The organism is Micromonospora sp. TSRI0369 (assembly GCF_001905625.1).
GTDB lineage: Bacteria > Actinomycetota > Actinomycetes > Mycobacteriales > Micromonosporaceae > Micromonospora > Micromonospora echinospora_A.
This window is the reverse complement of record NZ_LIVU01000001.1, coordinates 859,791-882,056: the sequence shown is the minus strand read 5'-3', so window position 1 is coordinate 882,056 and position 22,266 is coordinate 859,791. Positions and strand designations below refer to the sequence as shown.

The window sequence follows — 22,266 nt, the reverse complement described above, 5'->3', positions numbered from 1 at the left end:
GCCCGTCAGTCGAAGTAGCGGCGCAACTCCCGGCTCAGCACCTTGCCGGTGGCGTTGCGCGGCAGGTACTTGACGAACACCACGTCCCGGGGCACCGAGAAGCGGGCCAGGTAGCGCCGGACGTACTCGCGGACCGCCTCCGGGTCGAGCGTCTCGCCCGGCCGCAGCGCCAGGAACGCGGCCAGCCGCTGGCCGTAGTCGGGGTCCGGCACGCCGATCACCGCGACCTCGCGGACCTGCGGCAGCCGGGCGATCAGGTCCTCCACCTCGGACGGGAACACGTTCTCGCCGCCGGAGACGATCATGTCGTCCGCCCGGCCGTCCACGAAGAGCAGGCCGTTGGCGTCGAGCCGGCCGAGGTCGCCGGTGTCCAGCAGGCCGTCGCGGCGCTCCCGGCCGGCGCCCGAGGTGTAGCCCTCGAAGAGCATCTCGTTGCCCACGAAGATCCGCCCGACCTCGCCGTCCCGGACGGGGCGGCCGTTCTCGTCCAGGATCGCCAGCCGGGTGCCGTGCGGCGGCCGGCCCGCCGTGGTGGGCGCGGCGCGCAGTTCGCGCGGGCCGGCGATGGAGGCCCAGGAGACCTCGGTCGAGCCGTAGAGGTTGTACACCACGTCGCCGTAGCGGTCCATGAAGGCGGTGGCCAGGTTGCCGGGCAGGGCGGATCCGCTGACCGCGACCACCTTGAGCGGGGGCCGGGGCTGCGGCGGCTCGACCTCCATGAGTCGTTGCAGCATCACCGGTACGGCGAACATCGCGTCGCACCGCTGGGCGACGAGCGCGGTCAGCGTTGCGGCGGGGTCGAAGCGGCGGTGCAGCACGACTGTGGCGCGCAGCGCGAACGAGACCTGGAGGGCGGCGTACCCCCAGGTGTGGAAGATCGGCGCGGCGATCATTGTGGTGTTCCGCGCGTGCAGCGGGATGCGGTCGATGATGGACACCAGCGGGCCGAAGCCGTGCGGGGTGGGGCGGCGGGCGCCCTTGGGCGCGCCGGTGGTGCCGGAGGTCAGCACTATGGTGCGGCCGTCCCGCTCGGGCGGCTGGAGCTGTTCGCCGGGGACCGCGGCGGCGATCAGCTCCTCGTGCCGCCGCTCGTCGACGCGGTGCACCTCGGCGGGGAGGCCGAGGACGCGCTCGGTGAACTCGCCGTCGTGGACCAGGACGCGCAGGCCCTGTTCCTCGGCCACGGTGCCCAGCTGTGCCGCGGACAGGCCGGTGTTGACCAGGACGGCGTCCGCGCCGAGCAGCATCGCGGCGACTATCGCCTCGATCAGGCCGTGGTGGTTGCGGCAGAGCACGCCGACCCGGTCGCCGGCCTGTACGCCGAGGTGGGACCGGAGCGACCGGGCCAGCCGCTCGGAGCGCTCCAGCAGTTCCTGGTACGTCATGGTGGCGCCCCGCTCGTCGACCACCGCGACGCGGCCGGGGTCGCGGGCGGCGGCCTGGCGCAGCTCCCCGGCGAGGCTCCAGCCCCACCGGCGCAGCGCGTTCAGCTGCGAGACGATCCGGATCGGGCGGCCCGGGGTGAGTAGTCCACGGCGGGTCAGCGTGGCGGCGATGAACGGCAGGTCCAAGGCGCAACTCCTTCGCGTTCGTGGTTCGTCGACCAGGCTCCGGACGGGTCGGCCGTCCGGTTTTGCGTGATCTTGCGCCCGATCGCGGGTCGGCCAGGCGGGGGCGCCCGGCCCGCGACGGCACTGCCTGTCGTCACGGGCCGGGCGGCGTGCCGCCGGCGGTCAGCGGATCTGCATCCCGGAGATGGCCCGGGAGATGACCAGCCGCTGGATCTCGGAGGTGCCCTCGAAGATGGTGTAGATCTTGGCGTCGCGGTACCACCGCTCGACCGGGTGGTCGCGCAGGAAGCCTGCGCCGCCGAGGAGCTGGACCGCCTTGTCGGTCACCGAGACGGCCACCTCGCCGGCCTTGAGCTTGGACATCGAGCCCTCGCCGGCGGTGAACGGCCGGTTGTTGCGGCCCATCCAGGAGGCGCGCCAGACCAGGAGCCGGGCCGCGTCGATCTCCATCTTCATGTCGGCGAGCGCGAACGCGACCGCCTGGTTGGCGATGATCGGCCGTCCGAACTGGACCCGCTCCTTGGCGTAGTCCAGGGCGTACTCGTAGGCGGCGCGGGCCACGCCGAGCGCCTGCGCGCCGACTGTCGGACGGGACAGTTCGAACGTCCGCATCGCCGCCTGGCCGGAGGCGCGCTGGCCGGACCGGGCGCGGGCCAGGCGCTCGTCGAGCGCGTCCTTGCCGCCGAGCAGGCAGCGGCCCGGCACCCGGACGTCGTCGAGGAAGACGTCCGCGGTGTGCGAGGCGCGCAGCCCGAGCTTGCGCAGCTTGCGGGTGGCGGTCAGACCGGAGGTGCCCGGGGGTACGACGAACGCGGCCTGCCCGCGCGAGCCCAGCTCGGGGTCGATCGAGGCGGTGACCACGTGCACTCCGGCGATGCCGCCGTTCGTGGCGTACGCCTTCTGCCCGTTGAGCACCCACTCGTCGGTGGCCTCGTCGTAGACGGCGCGGGTACGCATCGACCCGACGTCGGACCCGGCTTCCGGCTCGCTCGTGCAGAACGCGGCGACGGCCGGGGAGTCGACGTCGCCGAAGCACTGCGGCACCCATTCGACGAGCTGGTCGGGGGTGCCGGCGCCGTAGATCGCGGCGACCGCGAGCGAGGTGCCGAAGATGCTCAGGCCGATGCCGGCGTCACCCCAGAAGAGTTCCTCGCTGGCGATCGGCAGGGAGAGGCCGGTGGGGTCGGCCCAGCAGGTGGCGAGGAACTCGAAGCCGTACAGGCCGACCTTCGCCGCTTCCTGGATGATCGGCCACGGGGTCTCCTCCCGGGCGTCCCACTCGGCCGCGGCCGGGCGCACGACCTCGGCTGCGAAGCCGTGCACCCAGTCGCGTAGATCCCGCTGTTCCTCGTTCAGGTCTAGCGAGAACTCGGCCATGTCAGGCCTTGGGGATGTCGAACAGGTTGGCGATGTTGGCGGCCAGGCCCAGGTCGCCCTTGGCCTTCAGCTTGCCGGTCATGAACATCATCACCGGGTTGGCGGCGCCGGTGATGATCTTCAGGAATTCGACCGGGCCCATGGTGAGGCTCAGCTTCGGGTCGCGGGTCGGGGTCTCCGAGGCGGTGCAGGTGCCGTTCTCGATGACGACCTCGTAGGTGTCGGTGCCACCGTCCGGGCGGCCGGTGATGTTCCAGTGGATGACCGCGTTGGTGGCGCCGGCACGGTCGGCGCGGAACAGCGCGGGCATCCGGTTGAAGACCTCGCTGAGGATCTTGCCGCGCGACTCGCCGGACATGATCTCGGCGATCTTGGCGTCCGGGGTGGACTTGACCAGCTGCGCGAACTCCTTCGGGCCGACGTTCGCGAAGTTGGCGGGGTCGAAGTCAGTCATAAGGGATTGCACCTCTCGGGCGGGTCCGACTTGGTTACTCTGGCGTAACCTTACGCACGGGTAGGTATGCTCGCAAGGGTGTCCAGCACGCCGACCTTCAAGCGCCTTCCCCGCGCCGTACGCGAGCAGCAGATGCTCGACGCGGCGGTGAAGGTGTTCTCCCGCCGCGGCTTCCACGCCGCCAGCATGGACGAGATCGCCGACGACGCCGGCATCTCCAAACCGATGGTCTACGCCTACCTCGGCACCAAGGAAGAGCTCTTCGTCGCCTGCCTGCACCGGGAGAGCACCCGGATGATGGAGGCCATCGCCGGGGCCGCCGCCCCCGACCTGCCCGCCGACGAGCGGCTCTGGCGCGGACTGCGCGCGTTCTTCGGCTTCGTCGGCGCGCACCGGGACGGCTGGGCCGTGCTCTACCGGCAGGCCCGCGGCTCGCAGCCGTTCGCCGTCGAACTCGCCGCCATGCGGGGACGGCTGGTCGAGGTGGTAGCCGGGATGCTCGACCACGCGCTGCGCGCCGCCGGACGGGAGGTCGGCGCCACCGACCTGGAGGTGGTCGCGTACGCGCTCGTCGGCGCCTCCGAGTCGCTCGCCGACTGGCTGGCCGACCACCCGGAGGCCGACGCCGGCAAGACCGCGACCCGGATGATGAACGTGGCCTGGCTCGGCGCCGACCAACTGTTGCGCGGCGTCACCTGGCACCCCGGCGCTGTGTAAGGAAGGGCCCCTTCTTAACGCCTCCGGTAGAGGAAGGGGCCCTTGTTAACAGTCGCGCCGAGCGGCCGCCCGGGCATGTGCCCTGCGCCGACCCCACCGGGCGGCCTCGAACAGGCCGGTGACCGCGAGCGAGATGGCGACCCCGGCGAGGAGCCCGGAGACGGGGTTGTGCTCGAACGCCAGGCCGCCGAAGTAGCCGAGCAGCGCGCAGTAGATTCCCCAGGTCACGCAGGCCAGCGAGTCGTAGAGCAGGAACATCCGCGCCGGGTAGCGGACCGCGCCCATGGTCAGCGTGACGGCGGTACGGCCGCCGGGGACGTACCGTGCGGTGGTCAGGATCATCCCGCCGCGCCTGTCGACGGCCCGGCGGGCCCACTCGGAGCTGGCCCGCCGCCGGCTGTCCGCGGGGAGGCGGGCGAGCCGGTGCGCGCCGCCGCCGCGCCCGATCGCGTACGAGATGTGATCGCCGACGAGCGCGCCGAACGCGGCGGTCACGATCACCAGCACCAGGTTCGGCTCCCCGCCCGCCGCGAAGACCCCGGCCGTGATCACCACCGTCTCGCCGGGCACCGCCGGGAAGAACGCGTCGATCGCGGTGACCGCGATGATCAGCAGATACACCCACGGCGAGGTCACCGTGTGGTGCAGCAGGTCGAGCACGTCCCCCATGCACCCATGCTCGGGGGTGCGGTGTTAAGCAGGGGCCCTTCCCATACAAAAGGCGTTAACAAGGGGCCCTTCCTTCTCCTCGGCGGTGGGCCCGTGCGAGGTGAGCACCACCGGCGCCCCCAGCGCCTCCGAGACCGCCGCCGACCAGTCGGCCGGTGACTCGCCAAGCACCGGCCGCGCCCGCAGCAGCCGCTGCGTGAGCGTCGCCTGCCGGTCCAGGTCACCGGCCGGCCCGGGGACGAGCCGGTCCAGGCCCTCGTACCGGCGGCAGATCCGCAGCTCCGGGCCGGCCAGGTCGAGGTGGGTCAGCGCCAACCCGTCCACCCCGCCTGCCACCTCCAGCGCGTACCGGTGGGCGACAGCGTCGAAGTGCCCGAACCGGAACCGGCCCTGCCAGGGGTTCGTCCCGTTGTGCCGGTCGGTGAACGGCAGCGCCGCGTCCTCGGTGACCAGCGGCCCGGGGCCGTGCCGCGTGGTGGTCGTGCGCAGCACGCCGAGCCGCTGCGCGGTCCCGGCCAGGCCCGCCTCGGCGAGCAGCGTCTCGGCGTTGGCGAACGTCGTGGTGCTCCACGTCGTGTACGGGTGGAAGCCGTGCCACTCGTCCAGCAGCACCCCCTGGGCGCCCTCGAACACGCAGGTGCCCTCGCGTAGGGCGCCGGCGAGCCAGGTCCGGTCGACGATCGCCACCCGGCGCGCGAAGGCCGCGTACGCGGGCAGGCAGTCCTGGACCGGCGGCGCGTCCAGTGGTCCCAGCTCGGCGGTGAGCCGGTCGCGCAGCGCGGCCAGCCGGCGGCGCAGCACCGCCGGGCGGCGGCAGTCCGCCACCCGGGGCGCCTCGTCGGGGTGGGCGAGACCGTACGCGACGGCCTCGCCCACCCCGAGCCCGCAGGAGCCGTGCCGGTCGGCTCCCCGGGCGATCTCCCGGGCGCGGTTGGCGGCCCGGTGGTACGGGGTGGCGAGCAGCGCCTCCCCGTCCACAGTCAGACGGTCGAGCGCGTCTGGCACGCCGACCGACTCGAGGTGGTCGGCCTCGGCGGCCAGCGCCAGCGGGTCCACCACGACGTGCCGCGCCAGGTGCGTCCGTACGCCCGGACGGAACGTCCCGGAGCCGAACTGCGCGAACGTGTGGTGCCGCCCGTCGCGCAGCACGACGTTGTGCGCCGCCTGCGCGCCCCCGTTGAAGCGGATGACCGTGTGCACCTGCCGAGTGGCGCAGAGCAGGTCCACCACTGTGCCCTTGCCGGCGTCGCCGTAGCCGAGGTCGACCACCATCACGTGGTTCACAGCCGGGTGACCCCGCTTCCGCCGTCGGCCGGGCTGAACGGCAGCGTCGCCACCGCGCGTCGCTCGGAGCCGAGCCGGGCGAGGGCCTTCGAGACGGTCCGGGTGGCGGTGGAGCCGGCCCGGTCCAGGTCGCGCAGCCCGGCGTCCAGGTCGATGGCCTGCTCGCCGAGGCCGACGGTGAGCGCGATCGTCTCGCAGACCGCGTCCAGGTCGTCCAGCTCGACCGCGTTCTGCCCGAGCAGGCCGCGCCAGAAGTCCAGCACCTTGCGGTTGCCCGCGTAGTGGCTGCCGGCCGGGAGCAGGTAGTAGGTGTCCCAGCGCGCGGTCACCTCGTCCACCATCTGCCGGACCGGCATGTCCTCGCGCAGGTCGTCGCCGATCAGCCGGGCCACCTCCGCGGCCTTGACCCCCGGGTACGCCAGCTCGTCGCCGATGATGAACAGGTAGCCGCGCCGGCCGCGCTTGTCCCAGCTGTCGGTGGTGGTGTGCCGGGCCATGAAGTAGAGCGCCAGCTCGTACGACTCCATCATCTGGCCGCCTCCGCCGCCTTCCAGCACGATCCGGCCGAGGTCGTCGTCCATCCGGTTGTCGGATTCGAACTGCCCGATCTGCAACGGCACCCGGTCGCAGGTGGCGTCGCCGATCGCGCCGAACATGACCTGCGGGTCCTTCGCGTACCCCTGGCGCAGCAGCAGGCCGAGCAGCTGCGGCAGCTTGCTCTGCAGCACCCGGGGCACGTGTCCCATCGAGCCGGTGACGTCGAACAGCACGGCGATCGGCGTCGACTGCGGGTGCTCGGCGGAGTCGCGGCTCTCCCGCAGCGCGTCGCGCGGGTCGAGCGCCGGGTGCACCTTGCGGGCGCCGCTGTCGCTGTACGAGAACGCGCTCTTGCCGGTGCGGCGCCGGTAGCGGTCGGCGGCGTCGTACACGTCGGTGGACCAGATTCCACTGCCCATGGCAGCCTCCCTAGGGGTTGAGGGTGAAGGGTCGGAAGGTGCGCGGCCCGTACAGCCGGTGCAGCACCTCGTCGAGTTCGCGCAGCAGCCGCCAGGCGTCGTCGGGCCGGGTGGCGAGCGCGCTGCCCTGGCAGCCGTCGGCGAAGGCCCGCAGCTCGCGCGGCGCGCGGTCGCCCATCAGCCAGGTCATGCAGCGGGCGGCGAGCGCGATGTCGGTGCCCGGGCCGCACTGCCGCTTCGCGGCGACCTCCGGCGGATACCAGTCCTCGTGGCCGGGTACCAGCGCCGGCACGAGCCCGCCCGGCTCGGCCGAGAAGCACCAGTCGACGAGCACCAGGCCGTGCGCGTCAGGCTCGATCAGCACGTGCCGGGGCAGGACCGCGCCGTGCACCACGCCGGCCCGGTGGGCCAGGCCGAGCGCCACGAGCAGCCGCCGCCACATCCAGGCCGCGTCGCGCGGTTCCAGCCCGTCGGGGTACGCGCGGCGCACGTCGTCCAGGCTGTGCAGCCCGGGTACGGTGGCCAGCTCGTTCACCTGCCGTTGCACTCCGGTCGACGGGTCGCGCGCCGGGTAGGAGTCGACCAGCCTCGGCACGTACGCGAGGTGCTTGGCGTCGCCCCGTTCGGCGATCCGGCGCAACGCGCGGGCCTCGCGGGCCATCAGGTCGTTGTCGCCGGGGTGCCGGGCCACCTTCGCCAGGTGATAAGAAGGGGCCCTTCCTCTACCGGAGGCGTTAACAGGGGGCCCTTCCTTACGTTCGTGCAGGGTGGCGATGTCGCCGGTGTACGCGGGAGCCGGGGTGCGCCAGCGCGTGGTGACGGTGATCAGCGCGTCGGCGGCGGCAGCGCGTACCCCGGGGTCGGCCGCGCCCAGCCGGTCGGGGTGCAGCGCGCCGACCAGCTCCCGGTAGCGGCGGGCCGGCTCGTCCGCGCCGAACAGGTCGGTGTCGGTACGCGCGGCGGTGACCACCCGGATCGCCTCTTCGGTCCTCACCGCACCGTCTCCTCCCGGGCGGGGCGCAGCAGCGCCGGGTGCAGCAGCCGGGCGTCTCCGGCGCGGTAGAGCTTGGCCCGGGGGCCGCCGCGCGCGCCGCCGCGTTCGGTGCTGGCGCCGGTGCTCTCCACGAAGCCGGGCACCGAGAGCACCTTGCGGTGGAAGTTGCCGGCGTGCAGCGGGTGGCCCCAGACCGTCTCGTAGACCTCGCGCAGCTCGGTGATGGTGAACTCGGGGGCGAGGAAGCGGGTGGCCAGCGGCGTGTACTCCAGCTTGGAGCGGGCCCGCTCCAGCCCGTCGTCGATGATCCGGGCGTGGTCGAAGGCGAGCTGCCGGCTGGTCAGCGCGGTCACCGGCAGCCAGATCGCCTCGTCGGCGTCGGTGTCGGCGACCGGGTCGGGCAGGTCGGGGGCGAACGCCAGGTGCGCGACCGAGACCACCCGCATGCGCGGGTCGCGGTCCGGCGCGCCGTAGCTGCCGAGCTGTTCCAGGTGTACCCGGCGCAGCCGCTCGCCGCCGAGGCCGGTCTCCTCGGCCAGCTCGCGCCGGGCGCCGGTGGTCAGGTCCTCGTCCGGCTGGACGAAGCCGCCGGGCAGCGCCCAGTGCCCCTCGTAGGGCGGCGCGCCCCGGCGGATCAGCAGCAGGTGCAGCGCGCCCTCGCGGATGGTCAGCGCGACCACGTCGACGGTGACCGCGACCGCCGGGTAGTCCCGGGGGTCGTATCCGGCGAGGAAGTCCTGCTCGTTCACGGCCACTCACTCTCTCAGGTTGAGAACAACTCAATCTGAGAACAACTTAGCGCCGAAAAGAGGGGACGGCAAGTCCCCTCTTTCGCTCAGCGCACGGAACCGGTCAGATGCGGTCTCCCGTCCCGGGCGCTGTGCAGCGCGAAGTCCCAGCCGTCGCCGGCCGGCGAGGCACTGAACGCGACAGTGGACGGCAACGGCACCGGCAGCTTGAACGCAACGTCCACCGTGTACGCCTCGGGCAGGCGGGGCTCCAGCGCGGCCAGGCAGCGGGCCTTGCTCCACATGCCGTGCGCGATCGGGCGCGGGAAGCCGAACAGCCGCGCGCCCAGCTTCGAGGTGTGGATCGGGTTGTGGTCGCCGGAGACGCGCGCGTAGTCAGTACCCACGCGGGGCATCACCCGCCACTGGGCGGAGAAGGCCGGCGGTGCCGGGCGGTCACCCCGGTCGCGCCGCGGGCCGCCGCCGGACGCGCGCTCCTTCCCGAGGTACGTGGACACGCCGCGCCAGACCTCCTCGCCGCCGATCGAGCCGATCAGCACCACGTCGAGCTGGCGGCCCCGCTCGTGCGGGCGCAGGTTCTCCGCGTACGTGTGGAAGTCGACCGTCTCGCCGACCTCGACCGGCCGGCGCACGGTGATCCGGTTGGCCACGTGCACCACACCGGTGAGCGGGATCGGGAAGCCCGGGCTCGTCATCAGCCGCAGCGACAGCGGAAACCCGAGCACGTGCAGGTACGTCGCCGGCAGCCGGTCGGTCAGCCGGAACCCGCACACCCGGTCGTAGTCCGCCAGATCCCGCTGATCCACAGTGACCCCGCCAACGGCGAGTTCGACCCCCGGCACGTCCCCGCCGCGCCGCCCTCCAACCCCGGGCACCGCTCCCAGCAGCGCACGCCGATAAAGCGCCCCACTGGCAGGCAGCCCGTCCAACTCCATCCGCCGCCGCCCCTCCGGCCCCACCCCTTCACCCCGTTGATCATGAGGTTGGCTGCCTTGTGGATCTCCAGAAGTGCCGTCTACTTCATGATCGTCGGAGGTCGGGCGGGCGGCGGCGTTGGTTCGGGCGAGGGCGGCGGCTCGGGCCGCCGTGAGGTCCCGGGTGGGGCCCTCGATCAGGTCGTGCAGGGTCAGGTCGTCGTCCTCGTGGTCACGGGGTGCCATCACGCCCCCAGCAGGCTCTGGCCGCAGACCCGGACCACGTTGCCGCTGACCGCGCCGCTTGCCGGCCAGGAGAGCCAGCCGATCGTCTCGGCCACGTCCACCGGCAGGCCGCCCTGGGCCATGCTGTTCATCCGGCGGCCCGCCTCGCGGATGGTCAGCGGGATACGCGCGGTCAGCCGGGTCTCGATGAAGCCCGGCGCCACGGCGTTCAGGCTGATCCCGCGCTCGCGCAGCACCGGGGAGAGCGAGTCGACAAGACCGATCACGCCGGCCTTGCTGGTGGCGTAGTTGGTCTGCCCCCGGTTGCCGGCGATACCGGCGATCGAGGAGACCGAGACGATCCGGCCGCCGGCCGGGATCAGGTCGCGCTCCAGCAGCACGTCGTTGATGCGCTCCTGACTGGACAGGTTCACGTCGATCACCGAGTCCCACCGGTCGGCGTCCATCCGGCCCAGCGTCTTGTCACGGGTGATGCCCGCGTTGTGCACCACCACGTCGACCCGCCCGTGCCGCGACGCCAGATGCTCCGCCAGCCGGGTCGGCGCATCAGGCGCGGTCAGGTCGAGCTGCACCGCGCTGCCGCCGATGTCGTTGGCGACGGCGGCCAGCTCGTCCCCGGCCGCCGGGATGTCCAGCGCCACCACCTGCGCCCCGTCGCGGGCCAGCACCTTCGCCAGCGCCGCGCCGATGCCCCGCGCCGCGCCGGTCACCAGCACCACCTGCCCGTCCAGCGGCCGGTCCCAGTCGGCCGGCGCGACGGCGGTGCCGGCGCCGACCCGGATCACCTGGCCCGAGACGTACGCGGACCGGCCGGAGAGCAGGAACCGGAGCGTGGACTCCAGGCTCACCGGAGTACCGGCATCACCCTCGCGGGTCACGTAGACCAGTTGGGCGGTGACGCCCCTGCCGAACTCCTTGCCGATGCTGCGGGTCAGGCCCTCCAGCGCGCGCTGGGCGGTAGCCTCCCGAGGGGAACCGCACTCGGCCGGCGGTGTGCCCAGCACGATCACCCGGCCGCTCGGCACCAGCGAGCGGGCCTGCGGGTGGAAGAAGTCGTACAGCTGGCGCAGCCCGGTGGAGTCGGTGATGCCGCTGGCGTCGTACACCAGGGCCGCGAAGCGGCGGTCGGCGTCGTGGGCGGCGACCGGTTCGGCCAGCTCGACCCCGGCGGCGGTCAGGATCTTCCCGGCCGGCTCGGCGATCCGGCCACCGGCCGAGGAGCCGAGCAGGACCGGCCCGGGAACGAGCGGGTCGCCCGGCGTGTGCCGGCGCAGTCGGGGCGGGTCGGGCAGCCCGAGGCGCTTGACCAGCGCGCGACCGGCCCCCGTCTGGACGAAGCTCGCGTACCTGTCGGTCATAGGCGTAGCCTACTGGCGAGTAGGGTTGGGGCAACAGTTTCGAGGGAGGCCGATCGTGCAGAGTGTCCGGCGGGTCGCGGTCATCGGGGGCAACCGCATCCCCTTCGCCCGGTCCAACTCGCGCTACGCGCACGCGTCGAACTCCGACATGCTGGGCGCGGCGCTCGACGGGCTGGTCGCCCGGTTCGGGCTGGCCGGCGAGCGGGTCGGCGAGGTGGTGGCCGGCGCGGTGCTCAAGCACTCCCGCGACTTCAACCTCACCCGCGAGGTGGTGCTCGGCTCCCGGCTCGACCCGCACACCCCCGCGTACGACATCCAGCAGGCCTGCGGCACCGGCCTGGAGGCCGCCATCCTGGTCGCCAACAAGATCGCGCTCGGGCAGATCGAGGTCGGCATCGCCGGTGGCGTCGACACCACCTCGGACGCGCCGCTCGCCGTCAACGAGGACATGCGGCGCACCCTGCTCCAGCTCAACTCCGCCCGTACGCTCGGCGAACGGCTCAAGATCGCGGCGAAGCTGCGCCCGCACCAGCCGTTCAAGCCGGACATCCCGCGCAACGCCGAGCCGCGTACCGGACTGTCCATGGGTGAGCACGCGGCCCGCACCGCGCTGCGCTGGAACGTCGACCGGGCCGCGCAGGACGAACTCGCGCTGCGCTCGCACCAGCGGCTCGCGGCCGCGTACGACAAGGGGTTCTTCGACGACCTGATGACCCCCTACCTGGGGCTGACCCGCGACCAGAACCTCCGGCCGGACACCAGCCTGGAGAAGCTCGGCTCGCTCAAGCCGGTCTTCGGCGCCTCCGGGGCGGACGCCGAGCGGGCCACCATGACCGCCGGCAACTCCTCGCCGCTCACCGACGGCGCGTCGACGGTGCTGCTCGCCTCCGAGGAGTGGGCCAAGGCGCACAACCTGCCGGTGCTCGCCTGGTTCTCCTGGTCCGAGACCGCCGCCGTCGACTTCGTGCACGGCGACGAGGGCCTGCTGATGGCCCCCGCGTACGCCGTGCCCCGGATGCTGGCCCGCGCCGGGCTCAGCCTCCAGGACTTCGACTACTACGAGATCCACGAGGCGTTCGCCTCGCAGGTGCTGGCCACTCTCGCCGCCTGGGAGTCGCCGGAGTTCTGCAAGGAGCGCCTCGGCCTGGACGCGCCGCTCGGCTCGATCGACCGGGAGAAGCTGAACGTCAACGGCTCCTCGCTGGCGGCCGGCCACCCGTTCGCCGCCACCGGCGGCCGGATCGTCGCCACGCTGGCCAAGCTGCTCGACCAGAAGGGGAGCGGACGCGGCCTGATCTCCATCTGCGCGGCCGGTGGGCAGGGCGTGACAGCCATCCTGGAGCGCTGACGGCTTCGGAGCAGGGCTGCGGTCCCGGCCGCAGCCCTGCTTCACGTTCTGTCGGTGCCCCGAGCAACCCGACGGCAGTTCGGCCGCGTCACCTGGGCATGAGGCGTACGAGAGGCTCCGGGACGTGAACCGGGCCGAGGAAGACGAGTACCGGCAGTTCGTCACCGCCCGGCTGGAGTCGTTGCGCCGCACCGCGTACCTCCTGTGCCGCGAGTGGCACACCGCCGACGACCTGGTCTCCATCACGATCGGCAAGCTCTACCGGCACTGGCGCCGGGTCCGCGCCGCGGAGAACGTCGACGCGTACGTGCGCGGAATGCTCACCAACGCCTGGCTGGACGAGCGGCGGCGGCCCTGGCGGCGCGAGCACAGCACCGACACGGTGCCGGAGACCGCCGACATGATCCTGCCGGAGCCCACGCTCGCCGAACGCGACATGCTGCTCGCCCTGCTCGGTCAGCTGCCGCCCCGGCGGCGCGCCGTGCTGGTCCTGCGCTACTACTGCGACTTGTCGGTCGAGGAGACCGCCGACGTCATGGGCATCAGCGCCGGCACCGTCAAGAGCCAGTCCGCACGCGGCCTGGAGGCGTTGCGCCTGCTGCTGGGTGGCATCCCGTCGACCCGAGGGGAGCTGTCATGACGTACCGGCAGTTGTTCGACGACCTGATCGGCGAGCCGCCGGTCTCCACAGTGGACGTCGACCGGGTGATCAGCGGACAGCGCCGGGCCCGGCGGATGCGGATCGGGGCCGGTACGACGGCGGTCGCCGCTGTGGTGGCGGCAGTGCTGGTCGGCACCACCACGCTCATCGGCAAGCCGCACGCCCAGCCGGCCAAACCGGTACCGGCCGTCACGACGCTCCCCGGCAGCGATCAGGACCTCGACCGGATCGACGCTGCGGTGATCGCGGCCCTGACCCGCGCGGTGCCGCGCCTGGCCTGGGCGGTGAAGGACGGGCCGGTGATCGACACCCCCGCGTGGGCCTCCGACGTCATGGGCCGGCCCGGCTCCCTCGGCTACCGAGGAAACGGCAGCTTCCGGGCGGACGGAGTGGACCTGACCGCGAGCTTGCAGATCACTCCTGACGGCGCGAAGAGCTGGCAGGCTGAGGCGGCTCGCGGATGTTCCAAGAACGCCGTCGAGTGCGGCGAGCAGACGGGTCCGGACGGCGAGAAGATCAGGTACCACCGGTCGGTCTGGGAGCAGGAGGTGCCACCGCAGCTCCGGGATCAGATGCCGAGCCGGACAGAGAGCGCCGGCGTGACAGCACTGCGTCGGGACGGCACTTTTCTGCACCTGAACATCAGGACCGTCACCGCCGAGGACAAGCTCCCGGTCGCCGTCGGGCAGTTGATCCCGGTCGTGGTCGACCGGGCCGTCGTTCTCGCGCCGGAGCCGTCCCCCACACCGGCGGCCACCTCCACCGTCACCACTGTCGCGGGCACCGCCGCGGACGCGGCGCGTCTCGACGCGGCGCTGACAAACGCCCTGCGTCGGCAGGCGGCCGACTTCACGTGGACGACAAAGTGGGGCGGCGAGAGCAGCCCGACCCCGGTCGGGTTCGAGCCCAAGGGCCGGCTGAACGTCGACACCCCGGTTCTGGATGCCGCCACGTTCCGGGTCGGCAACCGGGCCGGAGGGGTCACCCTCCAACTGGTGCGCGACGGGGAGGCCGCCTGGTCGGTCGCCCCGCCCTGCCCGACCGCCACTCTCGCCGCCCGCCACTGCGCGGTGACCGAGTTCCCGGGCGGCGAGCGCCTGCGGGCCCGGCGGACGCTCACCGGTTTCGGCTCGCGCCCCGACTCGGCAAGGCCGGCGGGAAGCAACAACTACCTCATCGAGTCGCTCCGCCCGGACGGCACGCTGGTCCGACTTTCTCTCGGCCAGGACAAGCCTGCGCTCTCGATGGAGCAGGCGATCGAGGTGGCCCGGGATCCGACGCTCGTGCTGGCACCACGGCCACCGGCGGGAGCCGCCACCACCCAGGTCCACAGTCCGATCGGGTGGTACTACGACGGCGCAGCGTGGACGGCAGCCACCGCCGCGCTCGACGCCGTCTCACCGGACGGAATGATCTATCTGCTGCCCTTCCGCGGAGGGGGCGACGGGCCCAACGGCGCGACTCTCCTGTCGTACAACTTCATGGTGCAGCGAGGCGGGCTGGCCGGCGACGGGGAGATCATCGTGGAGCGCCGCGCGGCGCTGGTGCTGAGCTGCGCCACGGTCGGAGCGCTCCCGCCCGCGATGCACCGAGGGCACGCGCATGACGGCGAGTGCGCCGAGTCGACCCGCCCGGACGGGAACCGGGTCGTCACGATCGTCTCCCGCACTGCGGAATCAGTGGTCTACAGCGTGTTTGTCCAGCGACCCGATCGCGGCACGGTCGAGGTGGTGATCGACAACCGGCCCAACACCGGTGCCGCCTCGGACATGCCGACGGACGGAGAATTCGGGCGCCGCTGGCCGAAGGGCGTCAAGGGCGGCGCGACCCCGCCGCTCACCCTGGAGCAGGTCACGGCGCTTGCCGCTCACCCGGATCTGATCAACCTGTTGCCCTGAGCGGAGAAGACGGACGCCCCGGGCCCGACCGGCCCGGGGCGCCCGCCACCAGCGGGCCGACCGGTGGCCTCACGCGCCCGTACGCGAGAATGAGGGCCGTGACGACGATCCCGAACGTGCTCGCCAACCGGTACGCCTCGCCCGAACTGGTCGCCCTCTGGTCGCCGGAGGAGAAGGTCCGGATGGAGCGCCGGCTCTGGCTGGCGGTGCTCAAGGCCCAGCGTGATCTCGGCGTGCCGGTGCCGGACGGCGTGGTCGAGGCGTACGAGCGGGTGGTCGACGACGTCGACCTGGCCTCGATCGCGGCGCGGGAGCGGGTCACCCGGCACGACGTGAAGGCTCGGATCGAGGAGTTCAGCGCGCTCGCCGGGCACGAGCACGTGCACAAGGGGATGACCTCCCGCGATCTCACCGAGAACGTCGAGCAGCTCCAGATCCGTGCCTCGCTGGAGCTGATCCGGGACCGGGTGGTCGCCACGCTGGTCCGGCTCGGCTGGCACGCGGGCGAGTACTCGGCGCTGGTGATGACCGGCCGGTCGCACAACGTCGCCGCGCAGGCCACCACGCTCGGCAAGCGCTTCGCGTCCGCCGCGGAGGAGCTGCTGATCGCGTACGAGCGGCTGGAGGACCTGATCGGTCGCTACCCGCTGCGGGGGATCAAGGGGCCGGTGGGCACCGCCGCCGACCAGCTCGACCTGTTCGACGGCGATGCCGAGAAGGTGGCCGAGCTGGAGCGCCGGGTGGCCGGGCACCTGGGCTTCAGCCGGGTGCTGGACAGCGTCGGCCAGGTCTACCCGCGTTCGCTGGACTTCGACGTGCTCTCCGCGTTGGCCCAGGTGGCCGCCGCGCCGTCGTCGCTGGCCACCACGATCCGGCTGATGGTCGGGCAGGAGTTGGTCACCGAGGGCTTCAAGCCGGGCCAGGTCGGCTCCAGCGCCATGCCGCACAAGATGAACACCCGCTCGTCGGAGCGGGTGAACGGCTTCGCGGTGATCATCCGGGGTTACCTGTCGATGGTCGGCGAGCTGGCCGGTGACCAGTGGAACGAGGGTGACGTCTCCTGCTCGGTGGTGCGCCGGGTGGCGCTGCCTGATGCGTTCTTCGCCGCCGACGGCCTGTTCCAGACGTTCCTGACTGTGCTGGACGAGTTCGGCCCGTACCCGGCGGTGATCAACCGGGAGCTGGAGCGCTTCCTGCCGTTCCTCGCCACCACGAAGATCCTGGTGGCAGCCGTACGCCGGGGTGTCGGCCGCGAGGTCGCGCACGAGGTGATCAAGGAGCACGCGGTCGCCGTGGCGCTGGCCATGCGGGAGAAGGGCGCGGCCGAGAACGACCTGTTCGACCGCCTGGCCGCCGACGGCCGGCTGGGCCTCACCAGGGCCGAGATCGACACCCTGGTGGCCGACCGCAACGCCTTCGTCGGCGCCGCCGCCGACCAGGTCAACCGCGTGACCGCAAGGATCACCGGTGTCGTGCAGACCCACCCGCAGGCCGCGACCTACTCCCCGCCCCCCATCCTCTGACCCAGGCCCTTTCCCCGGCGATCATGAAGTTGGCGGCACTCAGGGAGATCATTCCTGCCGTCAACTTCATGATCGACGCGGCAAGGCGCGGCAGGCGAGGGCGGTCAGGTGCCGGTGGGGGTTTCGGCTGCGGAACTCAGGTTGGGGGCGCTCGCGGGTTCGGCGATGCCGCCGGGCGCGGAGGCGATCTCCGGCTCGTGGGCGGTCTCGGCCGCGATCGCCGGCTGGTCCGGCGGCATGACGTCCGGCATCTTGGGCGCGACGATCACCGCCGTGCCGTACGCGCAGATCTCCATCCACATCTCGCCGCAGTCGCGGCTGTCGAAGCGCATGCCGATCACCGCGTTCGCGCCGAGGCGGCGGGCCTCCTCGCCGAGCCGGGCCACCGAGTCGGTACGCCACCGCGTCAGGTTGTCCGGCGCCAGCGGGTCGTAGGCGCCACCGCGCAGGTTCTTGACCCCCTCGCGGTACGGGTTGCGGGTCCTCGCCATCGACGAGACCACTTCGCCGAGGATCTGGCGGATCTCGTAGCCAGGCAGTTGATCCGTCGTCACGACCAGCACGTTTCCGATGCTGTCAGTCCCCGGCCGGGTGGTTCGGGAGCCGTGTTCAGCTGATCGCATGCTGAAAAACGACGCGGCGCGGACGGCCGGGCTGCTCCCGGCCGATCCGCGCCGCATCGGCATCAACCGTCAGACACCGGCCGTCGAGGTGATCCAGGACCGGTTGTACGCGACACTGCCGTAGTTCTGGATGGTGGTGCCGTTGGCGGTGGAGGCGACGCCCACCTGCCGGCCGTTGTAGAACTGCGGGCCGCCCGAGTCGCCCCGCCACGCGTTGCCGTTGATCCGGGTGCTCCGGATCGCCTGGCCGCCGTACGCGTCGGTGACGCTGGTGCTGGTCACCTGGACGGTGGCGGTCTTGAGCTGGGGCGACGCGCCGCAGCCGCTGTAGCAGGTCATGCCCCAGCCGTAGATGGTGTTGGTGGAGCCGACCGGCGGGTTGCTGGTGGCCAGCGACACGGCGGAGGTGCTGACCGTGCTGGACAGGCGCAGCAGGGCCAGGTCGTAGCGGGTGTAGGAGGCGCTCACGGTGCGGGTGACGCCGCCCGAGGCGTAGTAGACGCTGCCGACCCGCACGGACATGGTGCCGCTGACGCAGTGCCGGGCGGTGAGCACCCACTGGGGCGCGATCACGCTGCCGGAGCAGGTGAACGAGCCGTTGCTGAAGACGGCGGCGGCCCACGGGGCGGACGAGACGGTGCCGCCACCGATGATCGGCTGCGGGCCGGCCGGCGCGGCGGTGGCGCCGGAGGCGGTGGCCAGGACACCGGCCAGCGCGGTGGTCAGCACGGCGAGCAGGGGACGGAGGCGCATGTCGGGGCTCCTTCTGCGCGACGCCCGGGGTTGCCGGGCAGGGGGTGACACCCGCCGGGTGGGGTGAGCCGGCGAGAGGCGTCGATCGAGTGCATCGACATCTGACGATGCATGCTACGGGTGTGTCATGCGGTGTCACAAGAGATGAATCGAACAATGCCGATGGCGTGACGTCCGCCGCGCGCCGCGCCGACGTGCTGTCGGATACCTGTCCAAGCTGGGGCGTTTCGCGGCAGAATGCCTGCTAGGAGGGGGTGCGGAGGGTCACCCACAGGCACCGAGCGCAACGAATTCGCATCGACGCCGCAACGAACGGGCAACGGTGTCCGGCCGGCGTCGCCGGTCCCGCCGAGCACTGCCGGAAGTGCCCCCGGCCGGTTCGGGCCGGGCGGTATCTGCCAGGTAGGCTGGCTGCGCTCGCCCGATAGTGGGCCGGCACCCAACTGCGTACACAGTCAGGAGTGCCCCGTGCCTCGCGTCGTAGTCGACGTCATGCTCAAGCCCGAGATCCTCGATCCGCAGGGCCAGGCCGTCGCGAACGCGCTGCCCCGGCTCGGCGTCAGTGACGTCGCCTCGGTTCGGATCGGCAGGCGGATCGAGATCGAGTTCACCGGCGAACCGGACCTGGACCGGGCCCGCGAGATCGCCGACAAGCTGCTGGCCAACCCGGTCATCGAGGACTTCACCGTCCGCGTGGTCACCGCCGACGAGACCGCGGGCGCGCAGTCGTGACCGCCCGGGTCGGTGTGGTGACCTTCCCCGGCTCGCTCGACGACGGGGACGCGGCCCGGGCCGTGCGGATCGCCGGCGCCGAGGCGGTCCGGCTCTGGCACGGCGACCCGGACCTGCACGGGGTGGACGCCGTCGTCCTGCCCGGTGGCTTCTCCTACGGTGACTACCTGCGCTGCGGCGCCATCGCCCGGTTCGCCCCGGTGATGGAGACGATCGTCCAGGCTGCCCGCGGCGGCCTGCCGGTGCTCGGCATCTGCAACGGCTTCCAGATCCTCTGCGAGGCGCACCTGCTGCCCGGCGCGCTCACCCGCAACCAGCACCTGCACTTCCGCAACCGGGACCAGGTCCTGCGCATCGAGGGCACCGGCACCGCCTGGACCAACGCGTTCCAGCCGGGCCAGGAGGTGCTCGTCCCGGTCAAGAACGGCGAGGGCTGCTACGTCGCCGACTCCGCGACGCTCGACCGGCTGGAGGGCGAGGGCCGCGTCGTCGCCCGCTACGTCGGCGGCAACCCCAACGGATCGCTGCGCGACATCGCCGCGATCACCAACGAGGCCGGCAACGTGGTCGGCATCATGCCGCACCCCGAGCACGCGGTGGAGGCGCTCACCGGCCCGTCCCTGGACGGCCTCGGCTTCTTCACCTCGGTGCTCAAGCACCTGGTGGGAGCGCCGGCGTGATGGTGGCCGTGATCATCGGTCGGCTCATCCGCCGCACCGGCGGCGAGCGCAACAAGGAGACATCATGACCACCCATCCGGAGCCGGCCCTGCGGGAGCCGCAGGGCGGCCCGACCGACGAGTGGGCGCCGGGCGTGGACACCGTCCCCCGGGCCGCCGAGACGCCGGAAGAGCTTCAGCCGTACGCCGAGCTGGGCCTCCGCGACGACGAGTACGACCGGATCCGGCACATCCTCGGCCGCCGGCCCACCCAGGCCGAGCTGGCCATGTACTCGATCATGTGGAGCGAGCACTGCTCCTACAAGTCGAGCAAGGTGCACCTGCGCCAGTTCGGTGAGAAGGCCCCGCCGAGCGACCGGCTGCTCGCCGGTATCGGGGAGAACGCCGGCGTGGTCCAGGTCTCCGACGAGCTGGCGGTGACCTTCAAGGTCGAGTCGCACAACCACCCGAGCTTCGTCGAGCCGTACCAGGGCGCGGCGACCGGCGTCGGCGGCATCGTCCGCGACATCCTCGCCATGGGCGCCCGCCCGGTCGCAGTGATGGACCCGCTGCGCTTCGGCGCGGCCGACCACCCGGACACCGCCCGGGTGCTGCCCGGCGTGGTCGCCGGCGTCGGTGGCTACGGCAACTGCCTCGGCCTGCCCAACATCGGCGGCGAGGTCGTCTTCGACCCCTGCTACCAGGGCAACCCGCTGGTCAACGCACTCTGCCTGGGCGTGCTGCCGGTCGACCGGCTGCAGAAGAAGGACGCCACCGGCCCGGGCAACATCGTGGTGCTGATGGGCGCCAAGACCGGCCGCGACGGCATCGGCGGCGTGTCCGTGCTGGCCAGCGCCACCTTCGACGAGGGCAGCGAGCAGCGCCGCCCGTCCGTGCAGGTCGGCGACCCGTTCATGGAGAAGCTGCTGATCGAGGCGTGCCTGGAGCTGTACGACGCCGAACTGGTCGTCGGCATCCAGGACCTCGGCGGCGCCGGTCTGACCTGCGCCCTCACCGAGACCGCCGCCTCGGCCGGCACCGGCATGCGGGTGTGGCTGGAGCGCGTGCCGCTGCGCGAGCCGTCGATGGAGCCGCACGAGATCCTGGCCAGCGAGTCCCAGGAGCGGATGCTGCTCGTCGTCTCCCCGGACAAGCTCGACGCGGTGCTCAAGACCGCCGAGAAGTGGGGCGTCTGGGCCACCGCCATCGGCGAGGTCACCGCGCCGTCCCCGGACGGCCGGCCGGGCCGCCTGGTCGTCACCTGGCGCGACCAGCTGGTGGTGGACGTGCCGCCGGGCTCGCTCGTCGACGACGGCCCGGTCTACGCCCGGCCGATGCGCGAGCCGGCCGACCTGATCCTGCTCCAGGCCGACCGCGCCGAGACGCTGCCCCGGCCGAACACCCCGGAGGCGCTCCGGGAGACCGTGCTGCGGATGATCGCGTCGCCGAACCTGGCCGACAAGACCTGGGTCACCGAGCAGTACGACCGCTACGTGCTCGGCAACACCGTGCTCGCCCAGCCGGAGGACTCCGGCGTGATCCGGATCGACGAGCGCAGCGGCCTCGGCGTCGCGCTCTCCGTCGACGGCAACGGCCGGTACGCCCGCCTCGACCCGTACCACGGCACGAAGCTGGCGCTGGCCGAGGCGTACCGGAACGTGGCGGTGACCGGCGCGAAGCCGATCGCCGTGACCAACTGCCTGAACTTCGGCTCGCCGGAGGACCCGGGCGTGATGTGGCAGTTCGCCGAGGCCGTGCGCGGCCTGGCGGACGGCTGCCTGGAGCTGGGCATCCCGGTGACCGGCGGCAACGTCAGCTTCTACAACCAGACCGGTGCCGCGGCCATCCACCCGACCCCGGTGGTCGGCGTGCTCGGCGTGCTCGACGACGTGGCGAACCGGGTGCCGATGGGCTTCGTGCCCCGGGCGGCCGGTGACCACGACCAGCTCTTCCTGCTGGGCGAGACGCACGTCGAGCTGTCCGGCTCGGAGTGGGCCTGGGTGACCCACGAGCACCTGGGCGGCATCCCGCCGCAGGTCGACCTGGCCCGCGAGCGTCAGCTCGCCGAGCTGCTGGCCGAGGCGGCCCGCGTCGGGCACCTCAGCTCGGCGCACGACCTCTCCGACGGCGGCCTGGCGCAGAGCCTTGTCGAGTCGGCGCTGCGCCAGGGCGTCGGCGCCCGGGTGGTCGTGCCGGAGCACTTCGCCGGTGGCTCGATGCCGTTCGTCTTCCTGTTCAGCGAGTCCGCCGGACGGGCGCTGGTGTCGGTGCCGCGCGGGCACGAGAAGGCGTTCACCGCCCTCTGCGCCGAGCGCGGCGTGCCGTGGGAGTTCATCGGCGTCACCGACCCGGCCTCCAGCGCGCTGGAGGTGCACGGCCAGTTCCGGATCGGCCTGGACGAGCTGCGCGAGGCGCACACCGGCACGCTGCCGCGCCTGTTCGGCGCGGCCGAGGCGGCGCGGGTGGAGGTGGCGGCCACCCGTACCGGGACCACCACCGTGCTCCCGGCCACCGCCGAGCAGCCGATCGGTGTGGACCCGGCCGAGGTCGTCTCCGAGCCGATCGCCGAGGCGGGCACCGACGACTCGTCGGCCGGGGCGCCCGCGCCGGTCGAGACCGACTCCGCTCCGGCCGCGTCGGAGGCCGACTCCGGCGTACCCGCTGCGGCGGAGCCCGCCGCAGAGGCGCGGGACGAGACCGCGCCGGCCGCCGACACGAACCCGGCACAGGACGGGTCCGACGGCCCGGCTCCCGGTGAGCCGGCGCCGGACCAGCGCTGAG

General features: G+C 72.6%; 20 protein-coding genes. 8 read left to right on the top strand and 12 right to left on the bottom strand.

The window, feature by feature from the left end; all coding sequences use genetic code 11:
- Positions 1 to 5: 5 nt before the first annotated feature.
- From AMK25_RS04350 to AMK25_RS04340, 3 genes are all read right to left on the bottom strand, one after another.
- A complete protein-coding gene (locus AMK25_RS04350; RefSeq protein WP_073826790.1) occupies positions 6 to 1,571 on the bottom strand; it encodes an AMP-binding protein in 1,566 nt (521 codons plus the stop codon).
- A gap of 162 nt (positions 1,572 to 1,733) precedes the next feature.
- Positions 1,734 to 2,948, bottom strand: coding sequence for an acyl-CoA dehydrogenase family protein (locus tag AMK25_RS04345; RefSeq protein WP_073826788.1), 1,215 nt, complete (start codon positions 2,946 to 2,948; stop codon positions 1,734 to 1,736).
- 1 nt (position 2,949) lies between these two features.
- Positions 2,950 to 3,402, bottom strand: coding sequence for an SCP2 sterol-binding domain-containing protein (locus AMK25_RS04340; protein WP_030500577.1), 453 nt, complete (start codon positions 3,400 to 3,402; stop codon positions 2,950 to 2,952).
- A gap of 78 nt (positions 3,403 to 3,480) precedes the next feature.
- Between AMK25_RS04340 and AMK25_RS04335 the strand changes: the two genes are divergently transcribed.
- Complete coding sequence (locus tag AMK25_RS04335) at positions 3,481 to 4,119, top strand: TetR/AcrR family transcriptional regulator (RefSeq protein ID WP_192900169.1); 639 nt, start codon at positions 3,481 to 3,483, stop codon at positions 4,117 to 4,119.
- Between the two features lie 45 nt (positions 4,120 to 4,164).
- On the opposite strand, the gene AMK25_RS04330 is transcribed toward AMK25_RS04335, so the two are convergent.
- The 7 genes from AMK25_RS04330 to AMK25_RS04300 all read right to left on the bottom strand — a co-directional run bounded on the left by AMK25_RS04330 (position 4,165) and on the right by AMK25_RS04300 (position 11,289).
- Positions 4,165 to 4,788 (bottom strand): DedA family protein, encoded by a 624-nt coding sequence (locus AMK25_RS04330; protein WP_073826783.1) that lies wholly within the window; start codon positions 4,786 to 4,788, stop codon positions 4,165 to 4,167.
- A 24-nt stretch (positions 4,789 to 4,812) separates the two neighbouring features.
- Positions 4,813 to 6,072, bottom strand: coding sequence for an adenylosuccinate synthetase (locus AMK25_RS04325; RefSeq protein ID WP_073826780.1), 1,260 nt, complete (start codon positions 6,070 to 6,072; stop codon positions 4,813 to 4,815).
- Positions 6,069 to 7,028, bottom strand: coding sequence for a hypothetical protein (locus AMK25_RS04320; RefSeq protein ID WP_073826777.1), 960 nt, complete (start codon positions 7,026 to 7,028; stop codon positions 6,069 to 6,071). Before AMK25_RS04320 ends, AMK25_RS04325 begins: the two co-directional genes overlap by 4 nt.
- Positions 7,029 to 7,038: 10 nt before the next feature.
- Entirely contained in the window at positions 7,039 to 8,022 is a 984-nt protein-coding gene (locus tag AMK25_RS04315; RefSeq protein ID WP_073826774.1) for a serine/threonine protein kinase, read from the bottom strand.
- Positions 8,019 to 8,777 (bottom strand): NUDIX hydrolase, encoded by a 759-nt coding sequence (locus tag AMK25_RS04310; RefSeq protein WP_198937430.1) that lies wholly within the window; start codon positions 8,775 to 8,777, stop codon positions 8,019 to 8,021. Before AMK25_RS04310 ends, AMK25_RS04315 begins: the two co-directional genes overlap by 4 nt.
- A gap of 80 nt (positions 8,778 to 8,857) precedes the next feature.
- On the bottom strand, positions 8,858 to 9,706 hold the full coding sequence (locus AMK25_RS04305) for a MaoC/PaaZ C-terminal domain-containing protein (protein ID WP_073826771.1): 849 nt from the start codon (positions 9,704 to 9,706) through the stop codon (positions 8,858 to 8,860).
- A gap of 224 nt (positions 9,707 to 9,930) precedes the next feature.
- Positions 9,931 to 11,289 (bottom strand): 3-oxoacyl-ACP reductase, encoded by a 1,359-nt coding sequence (locus AMK25_RS04300; protein ID WP_073826768.1) that lies wholly within the window; start codon positions 11,287 to 11,289, stop codon positions 9,931 to 9,933.
- A gap of 55 nt (positions 11,290 to 11,344) precedes the next feature.
- Between AMK25_RS04300 and AMK25_RS04295 the strand changes: the two genes are divergently transcribed.
- The 4 genes from AMK25_RS04295 to purB all read left to right on the top strand — a co-directional run bounded on the left by AMK25_RS04295 (position 11,345) and on the right by purB (position 16,719).
- Positions 11,345 to 12,637, top strand: coding sequence for an acetyl-CoA C-acetyltransferase (locus AMK25_RS04295; RefSeq protein ID WP_073826765.1), 1,293 nt, complete (start codon positions 11,345 to 11,347; stop codon positions 12,635 to 12,637).
- A 124-nt stretch (positions 12,638 to 12,761) separates the two neighbouring features.
- Complete coding sequence (locus AMK25_RS04290; RefSeq protein ID WP_073826762.1) at positions 12,762 to 13,277, top strand: SigE family RNA polymerase sigma factor; 516 nt, start codon at positions 12,762 to 12,764, stop codon at positions 13,275 to 13,277.
- A complete protein-coding gene (locus AMK25_RS04285; protein WP_073826759.1) occupies positions 13,274 to 15,196 on the top strand; it encodes a hypothetical protein in 1,923 nt (640 codons plus the stop codon). Before AMK25_RS04290 ends, AMK25_RS04285 begins: the two co-directional genes overlap by 4 nt.
- 98 nt (positions 15,197 to 15,294) lie before the next feature.
- A complete protein-coding gene (gene purB / locus AMK25_RS04280; RefSeq protein WP_073826756.1) occupies positions 15,295 to 16,719 on the top strand; it encodes an adenylosuccinate lyase in 1,425 nt (474 codons plus the stop codon).
- Between the two features lie 104 nt (positions 16,720 to 16,823).
- Here purB and AMK25_RS04275 read toward each other — a convergent pair whose 3' ends face one another.
- Entirely contained in the window at positions 16,824 to 17,399 is a 576-nt protein-coding gene (locus tag AMK25_RS04275) for a YbjQ family protein (protein WP_198937429.1), read from the bottom strand.
- Positions 17,400 to 17,411: 12 nt separating this feature from the next.
- On the bottom strand, positions 17,412 to 18,095 hold the full coding sequence (locus AMK25_RS04270; protein ID WP_073826753.1) for a S1 family peptidase: 684 nt from the start codon (positions 18,093 to 18,095) through the stop codon (positions 17,412 to 17,414).
- Positions 18,096 to 18,563: 468 nt separating this feature from the next.
- Here AMK25_RS04270 and purS point away from each other — a divergent pair, with 468 nt between their 5' ends.
- The 3 genes from purS (at position 18,564) to purL (ending at position 22,265) form a co-directional block, all read left to right on the top strand.
- Positions 18,564 to 18,827, top strand: coding sequence for a phosphoribosylformylglycinamidine synthase subunit PurS (gene purS / locus AMK25_RS04265; RefSeq protein WP_013473439.1), 264 nt, complete (start codon positions 18,564 to 18,566; stop codon positions 18,825 to 18,827).
- Positions 18,824 to 19,507 carry a phosphoribosylformylglycinamidine synthase subunit PurQ gene (gene purQ / locus AMK25_RS04260; RefSeq protein ID WP_073826750.1) on the top strand — a complete coding sequence of 228 codons (684 nt, stop codon included), beginning with the start codon at positions 18,824 to 18,826 and terminating at the stop codon, positions 19,505 to 19,507. The genes purS and purQ overlap by 4 nt, the downstream gene beginning before the upstream one ends.
- Before the next feature lie 64 nt (positions 19,508 to 19,571).
- Entirely contained in the window at positions 19,572 to 22,265 is a 2,694-nt protein-coding gene (gene purL / locus AMK25_RS04255; RefSeq protein WP_073826747.1) for a phosphoribosylformylglycinamidine synthase subunit PurL, read from the top strand.
- Position 22,266 lies beyond the last annotated feature (1 nt).